Here is a 13,007-nt window from a genome sequence, read left to right as displayed (position 1 = left end):
GTTTGAAGACTCACTTACCCTGGATCATTTTGCCATCCGTCACGATGCTCTCAAGACATTTCGCCTGCTCAATCCGCGTTCCGGTCCGCCGGGACCGCGGGCTCATTTCGGGGCGAATGCGCTGTCCACCTCCTGCACGAGCATGGGCAGATTCCCAAGCGTAGCGCCGGACATCTCCAGGTCCGGGGCCAGGCCCGCGCCGGAACAGGAATCCCCGCCGGGAAGCAGCACGTCCCGGTTCGTATAGCGCAGAACCGAACCGTCGGACAGACGGACGTCGGTCTGGGAGCTGCATTTGCCGTAGGTGCGCTGGCCCACGAGCTTCGCCCTGCCCTGCCGGTGCAATGCCCCGGCGAAAATTTCGGCCGCGCTGGCCGTGTCCGGACCCACGATGAGGATCAGCGGCATGGGATATTTGTCGCCGGACGAAGAGCGAACCTCGCGCGGCTGGCCATCACGGCTCTGTATCGAGCCCAGGAGCGTGCCCGCCGGGAGAAACATCCCCGCGATGTCGAAGGCCTCGTAAAGATCCCCGCCTCCTGCGTCGCGCAGGTCGATGATGAGCTGCCCGTCCCGCGCCGCGCCCTTTCGGGCCAGAAAATCGATGGTGGCCTGCAACGCGGGCCTGGTCATCCCGGCCACGAATTCGCGGATGCGCAACACCTGGCGGTCGCCCGGAGGGACCGGCTCCACATCAAGGGGTTTGAAGGGCTCGCGGATGATCGTGACCGCCTCCTGTCGCCCGTCCGGCCGCATGAGCATCAGGCGCACGGCGGTGTCCTCCTCGCCCTTCAAGGCAGACGCCACGGCCACGGGCTCAAGTCCGGCGACGCTTCTGCCGTCGATTTCGAGCAGCCTTGAACGGTCGGGCACTCCGGCCAGATCAGCCGCCCCGCCCCTGTAAACCGAAAGGAAAATTTCGTCGCCGCGCACGACAAGCTCCGCGCCGATGCCGATCCAGGCTTCGCGTCCGGTCGCGGGAGACTGATACTCACGGGCCGGGAAAAACCGCGCATACGGATCGATCTGCTTCAAAAGCTCCGGCAGGCGGGCCTCGTCCAGGGCCTCAAGGACCTCCGGGGCAGGAGGCACAAGGGCATCCTCCCGCAGAATCCGGCGGATCTCATCCAGGGGCGCGCAGAGCGCCCCCGCATGAGTGGCGAAAACCGCCGTCACGACCAGGATCAGAAGACCGGCAATCCTCACTGGGCCAGCTCCATCTGCATCTTCATGAGCAGATCGTATTCCTTGCGCAGCGAGTCGCGCTGCTTTTCGAGCTGTTTGCGGCGCAGGTCCATGTCCGCGTCCCCAAGGCCGCTGCCTTCCAGATCATCCAGAGAGGACGCCTGCTTGTTCATTTTCCCTTTCAGGTCGGTGACCCTTTTTTGCAGGTCGGCCACGCGCTGCTTGTCCGCGCCATCCTTGGCGGCAAGGCTTTTGGTTTTCTTGTCGAGGGCCGTTATCTCGGTCTGCATGGCCTTCACGCGCGCCTGATCCTTGTCGAGTTGGGCCTGGGCGGCCGATTTCTGGGCTTCAAGCTGACCTTTCTCGGCATCGAGCTGGCTCTGCGTGGCCCGCAATTCCTGGAGCCGGGCTTCGCGTTCCGCCACGCGATCCTTGTAGCCGCCCCCGCCCAGACCGGCGACACCGCCGAAAAAGCCGCCCGTGCGCGGATCATGCTGACCGGCGCAACCGGCAAGGAGCATCGCCGCGAACAGCATCGGGATGAGAAGCTTCCTCCTCATACGGATAACCTCTGATCGATCTGGGCCAGCTGGGTGCTCCCGTCGCGCAGCTTGTCCAGGTTCTTCTGCAGCGTGTTCACTTCCTTTTGCAGACGCACGATGTACTGGTCATCGGCCGGACGGGTCTTTTTCTCGTCGGCCAGGATGGCGGTCTGGACCTCAAGCTCCTTGGCCAGGGTGTCCTCAAGCTTCTTGCTGGCATCGATCTTCTTCTGCAGTTCGTCGCTCTTGGCCACCAGCACCTTCTTGTCCACGGTGCCCTTGTCGTACTGGGCGCGCAGGGTCTTCGACTGCTTTTCCAGCGCGGTCACGTCCTTGGACAGCTTGGCGTTGTAGGCGATGGCGGTCTTGTTGAACTCCTGGGTGTTTGCGATCTCGGCATCGAGGAAATCCTCGGTGCTGGCATAGGCCTGCTTGCGCTTGGCGATCTCGTTGCCGACCAGAAAACCCAATCCCGCACCGGCCGCCGCTCCGATGGCCGCGCCGCGTCCGCCACCAATGGCGAAGCCGAGCAGCCCGCCGACAACGGCGCCGACGCCCGTGCCCTCGGCCTTGGTGCGGTTCTGGTCGGACATGGTCGCGCAGCCTGGCAAAAGGGCGCAGACCAGGAGCACCACGACGAGCACTTTCACGATCTTTTTCATAAATTCATCCTCCTGAAATTATTTGTTTTATGAATCAGAAAATTCGGCAAATCCCTTGCGGAACTCTTCCAGCCACAGGTTGGTGTCGGCCCGGCGCTGATCCGCGAAGCTCTGGGCGTGCCCCTTGAGCAGCTTCATGACCAGACGTTCGCGCTTGGTCATTTCCCGGGCCTCAAGCTCCGTGAAGGCGAAATCGATGTACGCTTTCTCGTATTCGCCAAGAGTGCCGATCTTGTCCTTGTAGCCCTGCATCTGCTCGCCAAGCGCGGTCTCAAGCTCGGCCATGGATTTCTCCACTGCCGCGACCTGTTCCTGATAGCGTGCGGATGTTTCCGCGAGTTCCCTGGCCAAGGCCAGGGTGTCCGTCAGCCGCGCCAGCCGGGAAAGATACACGGACAGGTTGACCCCGTTGCGGGCCGCGTCCTGGGCCAGGCTGCGCGCGCTCTCGCGCTGGGCCAGTTCCAGGCGCTCGCGGGCCTTTTCCAGGGTGGACTGCACGGCGCCAAGCGGTTCGCGCAGGCCCGGATTCTCCTTGATCAGCCGCTCGATGATGGGGTCGGCGGACCCGATCTGCACCGAAGCCTGGCTGACCAGGTTGTCCAGGGTGCGGCCCACGGGCATGGTCTTGCGCAGCTCGGCCTTGTATGCCTCGTATTCCTTCTCGATGCGGGTGCGCTGGGCCGAGGTCACGACCACGTTGGCCCCGATGGCCAGGCGCGCCCCGGTGTTGAAGGATCGCCGCTCCTCGACCTTTTTCTCGTCCACGTTCCAGGCGTAGACGTCGAGTTCGGCCCGCAGGGCGCTGCGCAGGTCCGCCGGAGGGGTCGAGACGCTTCCGCCGCGCACGGCCACGCCGCCGGGCTTGCCCTGCCAGATTTCCGGCCGGAACAGGCCCGAGGTCATTTCCTGGGCGTTGCCGAAGAGGTCGTGAAAGCCGCCCGCGTCGGGCTTACGCAGCCCCACCGGCCGCAATTGATGCTTGGCGTTTCCGAGGTGCCACGCGAACTCGTTGGCCTCGGCCGCCGGAAAAGGCAGACCGTTGTCGAAAGTCCCGGCCTGGATGGCTGCAAGGCCGCCACGGGCGCAGTATTCCCATTCGTCCTCGGTGGGCAGGCGCATGAACCCGGGCGCCTCGTCCACTCGCGGCATGGCCTCGACGCGTTCGGGGTGGGCGGGATCGAACAGCCACTGGTTGTAGCGGCGGATGAACTCAAGCACATCCCCATGACCGACATAGGCCAGCGGCATCATGAGTGCGTCGCGCAGCTCGCGGCCCTTCAGCGTCGGCAGTTTCTGGTCCTCCGGATCACCGCTGGCGGCCAGGAGCGCGTCCATGCCCATGACCGCGACAAACTGGCCTCGGGTCAGCTCGTACTTGGCCATGACCAGCTCCCAGGTTCCGTCCGGGCCGGATGGAAAGGAGCCGCTGATCTGGGTGCGTTGCAGCCCCTCGAAGATCCCGCCGGCCGCGTCGCCGATCTGGATGATGCGGCTCTGGTCGCCCCAGAACCCGCTGCCCGGCACCGGGACCCTGCGAAAAACCATCTGACCGTCGCCTGGCATGGGCAGGATCAGGTCACCCTCGGCCGGTTTCGGGTTGAAAGGGGTCTGCGGCGGCGCTTCGGCCAGAGCCGCCGTGATCAGGACAGCGTAACTGAGCACGCATGCCGCCGCGAAAAAGAGAAAAAACATCACGGCCGAAAGTCGCCGGCCCGGCCTCACGCCATCATTGCTCACGAATGACCTCCGCAGGATCAATGCATGTCGCCCGCCACGCGGCAGCCAGAGAGGCAAGAGCCGCCAGGGCGAGGGTTGTCAGACAGAAAACCGGAACATACGGCCCCGGCAAGACGCAAAAAGCCTCGCCCGGAGCAAGCTCCGAGGCAAAGGCATGGTTGATGGTCGCAGCCAGGGCCGCGTAGCCGCCAAATCCGGCCGCAAGGCCCAGCGCGGCGATCATGAGCCCCTGTGCGATGGGAAAGAAAAAGACATGCCTGCGCGCGAAACCGAGCAGCCTGAGCACCCCAAGGTCGCGCCTGCGCCGCTCCACGGCTGCGTACAGGCTGGCCACCAGCACCGCCGTTCCCCCGAAAAGCCCCAGCAGCGCGATGAGCCAGAAGAGACGGGTCAGACCCCGGTCCAGGACCTGGATGCGCTCGATGGCCTCGACCTCGGCGATGACCTCGATGCCCTGCCCCTTGAGCCGGTGGTACAGTCCGGGCACATCGTCGATGCCTTGGGCATAAAGCCGAAAGCCCCGATACCCGCCGCGAGCCATTTCAAAACGCCCCGTGCCGCGGTCGAAAGCCACGGCGCGCTGCGTGGCGGTGCGCAGCACCCCCAAAAGCTCCACCGGCACCACCGGATGCTCAAGGGCGGTCTCCCCGACCGCACGCAGATCGAAGTCCAGTTCGGACACGCCCTGGCTGCGCAGCGACGGCGTTTCTCCGGCGGGCACACCCTGGCCGGCGGGCCACAGGACGCCGGGAATTCCCTCTGGCAACCGACCGGCGTATCCGCCCCACGGCGTCGGCGGAACCCCGAGCAACCGCGCCTCTTCCTCGTCCAGGGACAGGCCCACGAGGCGCAGCTCCTCTGCCCCGCGCCTGACCACGACATCACGGACATAGGGCAGGAGCACGCGGGTGTATCCGCGCAGCTTCTGCTCGATGGCCCGCAGGTTGGAGGCGGTCAGGGAAGTCCCCGGTGAAAGCAGATTGTAGATCGCAAGGCCCGGGGGCGGCGAAAATCCGAGCAGCTCCCGCGCCCCTTCCGGGGTCAGGTCGGCAATGCGGCCGAACCCGGTGTTGATGACCAGCCCCGAGCGGCTGATGGGAAGGAGTGGTTCGGGCAGCACGAGCACGGCCCCGTCGAAGCTGGCATAGGGCTCCGGAGTATCCCCGGCCCAGCCGCGCGCCGGGGCCGCGTAGCCCTCCTTGTAGGCCTCGACGTCGAGCACGAACGAAAGAGGCGCATAAACCCGCGCCAGGGAGCCTGCCCGCGCATCGAGCACGGCCGCGACCTTGAGCCGGACCTCGACATTCTCCGTGCGCCCTCCCCGGGAGCGCGTCACACGTGCCACGACCTCCCCGCCGGATTTCACGCCGAGACGCCGGGCGGCCTCGGCCGTGAGCACCGCCGCGCCGTCCTCGGGCACGATGCCGCCGTTCTCAAGCAGCAGCGGGTCGCCGGGCGCGGTCGGGATGAGGTCGAAGAGTTCGGCCTTGCCCGTCTCACCGCGCACCACGCTGATGACCGAGGACAGGGGCAGGATGGTCGGGGTCAGAAAACCGATGCCGGGCCAGGAGGCCACATCCTCGAACCACTCGGGCCTGTATTCCCTGGTTTGCGAGGGGCGGATCTCACGGAAAACCGGGTCCTCGACCAGGCGTTCGCGCAGGGTCTGGATGGTGCCGTGTTTCAGGCCAAGCAGGACAAGCAGGGGGGAGATCACCGCAGCCAGGGCGATGACCAGACAGAGGGTCAGAATCCATTCGTGCCGCAGGTGCAGGGCGGCGAGGGCGGGGATGAGCTTCAGGGGACGCGGGGCGGTCATGGGGCGCCCTCCCGGACCGGCCTGCACAGCGAGCTGGTGACGTGTTCGGAGACCTGGCGCGTATCGAAGGTGTAGGCGACGTCGGCGCGGTCCATGACCAGATCCACGTCATGGGTGACCACGACCACGGCCACGGCTTCATCGCGGGCCAGACGGTGCATGTCGTCCATGATGGCCCGCGCCCGGGCCTTGTCCACGGCCGCCGTGGGCTCGTCGGCCAGGACCACACGCGGCTGGTGTGCCAGGGCACGCAGGATGGCCACCCGCTGTCGCTGCCCGATGGACAGGGCCACGGGCATCCGGTCCAGGCACCCGGCAACCCCGAGACGATCGGCCAGACTCTCCACCCGGGACGCGAGCATGTCGCCGCCCTTGATCCGCGCGGGCAGGCAGATGTTCTGCCGCACGCTCAGAAAAGGCAGCAGGCCGCCGGTCTGCAGAACGTAGCCGAACAGGTCGCGACGCAACGCGGACAAGCCGTCCTCGTCGTCCCGGGCCCACAGGGCGGCCACGTCGCTGGGAGCCGTCGCTTCCCCGGAGGCGATCTCGAAGCGCTCGACCCGTGTCGGAGCCATGACCAGGGCGAGCGTGTCCAGCAGCGTGCTCTTGCCGCAGCCACTCTCGCCGATGACCGCGACCATCTGCCCGGGCCGAACCGCGAAATGCGGCACTTGCAGCTCGAAAACGCTCTCGCTCTGGGAACGCGTCTTGACGAGCCCGTCCAGGCGGATCATGGGCGCGATCGCTTCAGCCATGTCGCTCCCGCCTAGGGCAGGTAGTCCAGGTGCAGCGGGTAGACCAGATCCTGGTCCGGGTCCGTGTCGTTGAGACGGAACCACGCATCAACCTGCTCGTTGATGGTGCGGTACTGATCGAGTTTGGCCAGGACGCTCCACTCCAGCTGCGAGCGCTGCTCCGCCGTCATGCTCGCGAACATGTCGTCGGTCAGGGACAGGATGTCGCTCTTGTAGGGCAGGCTCTGGATGAAGGCGGGCAAAAGCCCGGACTCGGCCAGCGTTGCCGCCCCTCCGATGTCGTCGGGGCGCTTCATGGTCTGCCCGGAGACGCTCTGCAGGGCCTCGAAGAACTGCCCCTGGGTGACCTGGGCGCGCATCAGCGCCTGCACGACCTGATCCAGGGACTGGGCCAGGGAGGACAGCTGTTCCCGCGTGACCAGAACACGCACGTCGAGGGCGCGGTCGGCGGGATTGATCAGGTCGCGGTCCAGGGTCCAGGCCACGATGTCCTTGGGTGGGGTCGCCTCCTTGCCAACGTACTCGATGAGCGCGGCCTCCCAGAGTTTGTCGAACTCCTCAAGCGGAGCCGCTCCGACCGCGTCGGCCGCGCCAGCTGCATCGGCACCGACGGAACCACCCATGGTCTCATTGAGCTTGGCGTTGATGCGGCTGGTCAGATGATCGGCCAGATCACGGTACTGCTGTTCCTCGAAGGCGTTGACTTCCCTGATGGCGGAACTCTCGGCGTCGCCGCGCACCCGGGCGAGATGGGAAAACTGGGCCAGGGCCCGGGGATGATCCTCGGCGGCGCGGGGATCCTGCAGATGGATGGCGAAAAGATGCACCTGGGCGTCGTCGTATTCGCGGCGCAGGTCGGTCTCATCCTTGCCGGTGGTGTTCTGGGGGTGGCCCTTGGGATGGGAGCTGGCGTCGCCGACGAAAATGACGAAGCGCAGCGCCCCCTCGCGCCATTTGGAATGCAGGGCCATGTCCACTCCGGCAAAGGCTTCCTCGGCATAGTCCACGCTGCCAACGGCCGTGGCTCCTGCGTCCTTTTCAAGCAATTCGACCAGCTGCTCGCCGGGCACCAGCTCGGGCGTCAGGTTGCGGGTCACGTATTCGAGCTGCGGCGCGGCCGCGAGGGAATCCCGGAAGACCACAAGGCCGAAGCGAAAACGGTCGGCGGTCTCGGCGCTGAATTTCCTGGACATCCCGGCCACGGCCTCGCGGGTCATGTCGATGAAGGGCTGCATGCTGCGGCTGGTGTCGATGACGAAGACGACATCGGTCTTCACGTCGCGCATGGTGGCCCCTCCCGCCGAGCGGCCCACCTGCGCCTGTTCCAGATAGTCGGGACTCTGAAGGGTGTCCGCCCCCCGGCTGTTCGGCACGGCGGCGGCCAGCTGCAAAAGGCGCGCGTCGTCGCCGTCGATCCTGGTCTGCGACCACTGCAGGATGGGCAGGACGTAGAATTGGCGGGTGATGTCCACAAAGCGCTGCGGCTCCATGCTGACCACGCTGTCCGGGATGTTCTTGGCGTCTATGGCGTCGTAGATGCCCTTGGCCTTGCCGGCCATGTCCATGTCGTCGACCACGGCTTCAAGCGCGGCGCGGTCGTTGAACATGAGCACGGGCCTGCGCCCCTCAAGAGGATTGCCGGGATGGGTGTAGGAGACCAGCAGGGCCTGCCGCCATTCGAGCACGTCCTTGGCCTGCATCCAGCCCTCGGGCTCGGTCTTGGAACGGCCGACCTGGTACCACCCGCGTGGATCCGAAGCCTGGCTCAGGTCAAGGCCCTGGCGGTCGAACACATAGAGGGGACGAAAAGCGGGAACATTGGCCAGGACGATTCCGTCCTCGCTCGCGGCCGCATCGCGGTACATGGCGGAAAACGGACGCGGCAGGATGCGCAGCGGCAACTGGGTGGCGGCTTCCAGGCATGGGCTTCCGGGCTGGCAGACTATTCCGTCATCGGGAGGGGTGGCCCCGGCATGTCCGACATCTCCTTCCAGCGCGGCAAGACCATCAACCGGCGCATGCCCCTGAGTCCCTTCGAGATCCGCGAGGGCCGCGAGTCCTGTTCCGGCAAAGGCTGTCAGGCACAGAACCGTGCCCAGAGCGAGGATTCTCCGCGCGGACGCGAGATAACGAGACATGACACCTCCTGACTGCGTGAGTTGGGATTCTACGTATTGCAATGAACGACTGTGCAAAATTCAATCACAAAACTTGTACAAGAAACTGAACAATAATGCAAACTTATATTAGGCAAACCGAGCCGAAAAGAACAAAATAAGTACATAATTTCTGAATGCGTCCAAGCTGCCGTCAAAGAAGCCTCTCTATTTCAACGTGTTGAAAAAGGACACTCATCTGGACTCAAAACCAGACCGAAAAGATTCGGATGTATGGCAAATCAGACGACTCTGCGCACAAAAAATCCAAGTGCGTCATTCGTTGCGCAGAAACGGCGCGGCCTTGCGGCCCAGAACGCGCCAGGTGCCCAGCAGGCCCATGAACAGCGACACCCCCACCCCTGCCAGCACGGTCAATAGGCCCATGGCGAGGTCCGGCCTGAACTGCATGCGCAGCAACCCCTGGACCACGCCCCAGGCCGTAAGCGTGCCGAGCGCAAGGCTGCCAAGGCCCGTGAACAGTCCGGCCAGGGAAAACTCAGCCACGAGGATGGCCAGTATGTCGCGCCGTGTCGCGCCGCAGACCTTGTAGATAACGCTGTCGTAAATGCGCCGGTGCTGGTCCGCCGAGAAGGCTCCGGCCAACACCAGAAACCCGACCAGCAGCGCCACTCCGGCCATGACCTGGAAGATGCGCACCGTGCGGGTCAGAATCAGCGCCGCGTTGTCGAGCACTTCGCGGATGGTTATCACGGCCACCTCCGGAAAGGCCTGGGTGGCGCGGGCGTACAGATCCTCCGTGTTGTCCACGCCGTAGGCCGCCCCAAGCCAGGTCTGCGGGGCATTGTCGAGGGTGCCGGGAGAGAAGATGATGGCGAACTGCATGGCCAGGGTCTGCCAGTTGACCTCGCGGATGCTGGCGATGGTCCCGGTCAGGTTGCGGCCCAGAACGTTGACGGTCAGCGTGTCGCCAAGGTCCACACCGAACCCCTTGGCCAGGTCGGAAGTCAGGGAAATGAGCGGCGGACCGGCATACCCGCCCTCCCACCACTGGCCCCGCAGGAGGGTGCTGCCGCGCGGAAATTCCTCGCTGTAGGAAAGGCCCCGGTCCCCGCGCACGGCCCAGGCCACCTCCTCGGCCACGGTGGCGTTTTCCACCGGCGTGTCGCCGATGCGCACGATGCGCCCCCGGATCATGGGGCGTAGATCCAGCCGCGACAGGCCGGGGGTGTCGTTGGCCAGGGCGCGAAACCGCTCGACCTGGTCGGGACGGATGTCCATGAAGAAAAAGTCCGGGGCCTCCTCGGCCAGCTCGGCGGTCAGCGCCCTGGTCAGACTGGAATTGACCATGACCACGGCCACCAGGGCCGTAAGTCCAAAACCCAGGGCAAAGACCAGGCTCACGCCGGGCGAGCCCGGGCGATGGATGTTGGCCACGCCGATGCGGGCGCTGGGCCAGGGCAAGCGCGGCGCCCTGGCCGCCAGCCAGCGGATGATCCGGGCCAGCCCCTTGAAGAGCACGAAGGCCATGATGGTGCCGCCCACGAACCATGCCGAGAGCCTGTTGTTGCCCGCGAACCAGAAGACCATCAGCGCCAGCAAGACAAAGGCGGCGGCCGTGGGCAGGATCGCGGCTCGCGGGATGCGCGCCATGTCGGCCGAGACGTAGCCCCGGAAAATCCCCGAGGGGCGCACCATGACCGCGCGAAAGAGGGGCGGCATGGAAAAGGCCAGGGTCGTGACCAGCCCGAAGAGGGCGGCCTGAATCAGCGGGGCGAGATAAATGCCGCTGCGGACCTGGATGGGCAGGACGTCGGAAAAGAACCGCCCGGCCAGCCAGGGCACAAGGCTCCCGGCCAGCATCCCGGCGCAGGCGCCGACAAAGCCCAGGAACAGGACCTGCGCAAGATACGAGATGAACAGCACCCTGCTCGAACCGCCCATGCACTTCATGGCGGCCATGTGGTTGAGCCGCCCGCCAAGGTACCCGCGCACACCCCCCGCGATGCCGAGCCCGCCGACCAGAAGCGCGCCCAGTCCGACCAGGGTCAGGTCCACGCTCAGGCGCTCCAGCACGGTGCGGATTCGCGGCGCGGCATGCATGTAATCGCGCACCCGCCAACCCGAATCGGGATTGTCGGCGCGAATCCGGCCGACCACCTGCTCGGCGTCCCCGCCGTCAAGACGCAGCAGATATTCGGCGCGGAACAGGCTGCCCGGCTGGGTCAGGCCGGTCTGCCCGAAGGCGTCGGCGGAGACCATGAGCCGGGGCCCCAGGCTGAAGAATTCGACCACGCGGTCCGGCTCGCGCTCGATGATCCCGCGCAGGGCGAAGCGCACGTCGCCGACACGGATCTCATCCCCCACCGCAACCTGAAGTCTGGTCAGGAGTCCCCGGTCGGCAACGGCTCCGGGCAGACCGTCCCTGACGGCCAGCAGCTCCTGCACCTCTTTGCCGCCTTCCAGCTCCATGCGCCCGTACAGGGGATAGAGCGCGTCCACGCCCTTGAACTCGACCAGCACGGACCTGGCGGACGCTTCCTGTGCGTCGGTGCGGGCCATGGTCCGCGTGGAAAGGGTCCGGCTCAGTGCGCCGAAACCACCGAGATATGCCGCTTCGTCCTCGCTCAAGCTTCGCGAGGTGAGACTCACGCTCACGTCCCCGCCGAGGATGGCCTTGGCGTCACCGGCAAGTCCGGCTTCGAGGGCGCGCCCCAGAGACCCCACGGCGCTGATGGCCAGAACGCCCAGAAACAGGCAGCCCAGAAAGACGCCAAAACCGCGCAGGCCGCCCCGCAGCTCGCGGCGGCACAGCGTCAGGGCCAGTCGCAGATCCCTGGTATCCATCATGCCTCCATGCGCCCGGAGTGCATGGTGGCCACCCGGTCGCAACGTTCGGCCAGGGAGCGGTCATGGGTGACCAGGACCAGGGTCGCGTTCTCTTCGGCCTGCAGGGTAAAAAGCAGCTCCATGACCCGCGCCCCGGTCTCTTCGTCCAGATTGCCCGTGGGCTCGTCGGCAAGAATGATCCGTGGCCGCGCGGCAAAGGCGCGGGCCAGGGCCACGCGCTGCTGCTCGCCGCCGGAGAGCTGCGAGGGATAATGGCTTCCGCGATGCCCGAGGCCGACCTGCTCCAGCGCTTCCAGGGCCCGGCCGCGAGCCTGCGGATGATGGGCGAATTCCAGCGGCAGGGCCGCGTTTTCAAGAGCCGTCATGGTCGGGATGAGATGAAAGGCCTGAAAGACGATGCCCAGATGCTCGCGTCTGAAGCGTGACAGCGCGTCCTCGGTCAGGGCGGTCAGGTCCACGCCTGCCACCTGCACCTGGCCCAGGGTCGGCCGCTCCAGCCCGGCCATGAGCATGAGCATGGTCGTCTTGCCCGAACCGGAAGGGCCGACCACGGCCAGGGTCTCGCCCTGGGCGACCCGCAGATTGACCCCGCTCAATATGTTGACCGGCCCCGAGCCGGCGGTTAGCGTCAAATGAACATTCGAGAGCACAACAGAAGAGGAAGCATTCATGTCATCCATCCTTGTATGGGGTATCACCTGGGCCGTGGCCCTGATCGTATTGTGTCCGGTCCGCGGAGTTTGCGCGGAATCCGAAATCCATATTCTCGCCTTCGGGGACAGCCTGACCGCAGGCTACAATCTGCCGCCCTCCAAGTCTTTCGCCGCCCAGCTGGAGCAGCGGGTGCTCAGCCAGGGACGCAAGGTCCGGGTCACCAACGCCGGCCTGTCCGGCGACACCTCAAGCGGCGGGCGGGCACGCCTGGCCTGGTCCCTGCAGGACAAGCCCGACCTGGTCATCCTGGAGCTCGGCGCCAACGACGGCCTGCGCGGCCTTGACCCCGCGCCCATGCGCGCCAACCTCGAAGCCATGATCAAGGAGTGCCTTGAGGCCGGAGCCCGTGTAATACTGGCCGGAATGCGTGCTCCGGTCAATTGGGGAGTGGCTTATCGCAAAGAGTTCGAGCAGGTTTTTCCCGATCTGGCCCAAAAGTATGACCTGCCCCTGTACCCTTTTTTCCTGGACGGGGTCATCTCCGACCCTGGCCTGCTGCTTGAGGACGGCCTGCATCCCAATGCCGACGGTGTGGGACGCATCGTGGACGGCATCCTGCCCATGGTCCTGGACGAAGTGGACGCGCTGTTGCACAGTCCGGCATAGTCGAAAAATCAACATCCTTT

The 13,007-nt window shown here is 65.7% G+C and carries 10 protein-coding genes; 1 reads left to right on the top strand and 9 read right to left on the bottom strand.

Going from position 1 to position 13,007, the window contains the following annotated elements; translation table 11 throughout:
• Positions 1 to 102: 102 nt before the first annotated feature.
• From H4684_RS21145 to H4684_RS11940, 9 genes are all read right to left on the bottom strand, one after another.
• The gene (locus H4684_RS21145; RefSeq protein WP_192623916.1) at positions 103 to 1,206 is read right to left on the bottom strand and encodes a S41 family peptidase; all 1,104 of its coding nucleotides are present in this window, start codon (positions 1,204 to 1,206) and stop codon (positions 103 to 105) included.
• On the bottom strand, positions 1,203 to 1,745 hold the full coding sequence (locus tag H4684_RS11975; protein ID WP_092191167.1) for a hypothetical protein: 543 nt from the start codon (positions 1,743 to 1,745) through the stop codon (positions 1,203 to 1,205). Before H4684_RS11975 ends, H4684_RS21145 begins: the two co-directional genes overlap by 4 nt.
• Positions 1,742 to 2,389 carry a glycine zipper domain-containing protein gene (locus H4684_RS11970; protein WP_192623915.1) on the bottom strand — a complete coding sequence of 216 codons (648 nt, stop codon included), beginning with the start codon at positions 2,387 to 2,389 and terminating at the stop codon, positions 1,742 to 1,744. Before H4684_RS11970 ends, H4684_RS11975 begins: the two co-directional genes overlap by 4 nt.
• Before the next feature lie 27 nt (positions 2,390 to 2,416).
• Positions 2,417 to 4,126, bottom strand: coding sequence for an SUMF1/EgtB/PvdO family nonheme iron enzyme (locus H4684_RS11965; RefSeq protein WP_192623914.1), 1,710 nt, complete (start codon positions 4,124 to 4,126; stop codon positions 2,417 to 2,419).
• Positions 4,116 to 5,945: an ABC transporter permease gene (locus H4684_RS11960; RefSeq protein ID WP_092191163.1), complete on the bottom strand. Its 1,830-nt coding sequence runs from the start codon at positions 5,943 to 5,945 to the stop codon at positions 4,116 to 4,118. The genes H4684_RS11965 and H4684_RS11960 overlap by 11 nt, the downstream gene beginning before the upstream one ends.
• Positions 5,942 to 6,700: an ABC transporter ATP-binding protein gene (locus tag H4684_RS11955; RefSeq protein WP_192623913.1), complete on the bottom strand. Its 759-nt coding sequence runs from the start codon at positions 6,698 to 6,700 to the stop codon at positions 5,942 to 5,944. Before H4684_RS11955 ends, H4684_RS11960 begins: the two co-directional genes overlap by 4 nt.
• An 11-nt stretch (positions 6,701 to 6,711) precedes the next feature.
• A complete protein-coding gene (locus H4684_RS11950; protein ID WP_192623912.1) occupies positions 6,712 to 8,838 on the bottom strand; it encodes a vWA domain-containing protein in 2,127 nt (708 codons plus the stop codon).
• Between the two features lie 294 nt (positions 8,839 to 9,132).
• Positions 9,133 to 11,664, bottom strand: a complete 2,532-nt coding sequence (locus H4684_RS11945) for an ABC transporter permease (RefSeq protein ID WP_192623911.1) — start codon at positions 11,662 to 11,664, stop codon at positions 9,133 to 9,135.
• Complete coding sequence (locus tag H4684_RS11940) at positions 11,664 to 12,338, bottom strand: ABC transporter ATP-binding protein (protein ID WP_192623910.1); 675 nt, start codon at positions 12,336 to 12,338, stop codon at positions 11,664 to 11,666. Before H4684_RS11940 ends, H4684_RS11945 begins: the two co-directional genes overlap by 1 nt.
• On the opposite strand from H4684_RS11940, the gene H4684_RS11935 reads away from it, so the two are divergent.
• Positions 12,337 to 12,987: an arylesterase gene (locus tag H4684_RS11935; RefSeq protein ID WP_192623909.1), complete on the top strand. Its 651-nt coding sequence runs from the start codon at positions 12,337 to 12,339 to the stop codon at positions 12,985 to 12,987. The two genes, H4684_RS11940 and H4684_RS11935, sit on opposite strands and share 2 nt — an antisense overlap.
• Positions 12,988 to 13,007: the final 20 nt, after the last annotated feature.

It is taken from the genome of Desulfomicrobium macestii, assembly GCF_014873765.1.
Taxonomy (GTDB): domain Bacteria; phylum Desulfobacterota; class Desulfovibrionia; order Desulfovibrionales; family Desulfomicrobiaceae; genus Desulfomicrobium; species Desulfomicrobium macestii.
The sequence above is the reverse complement of the archived record's forward strand: the minus strand, read 5'-3'. Positions and strand labels throughout refer to the sequence as shown.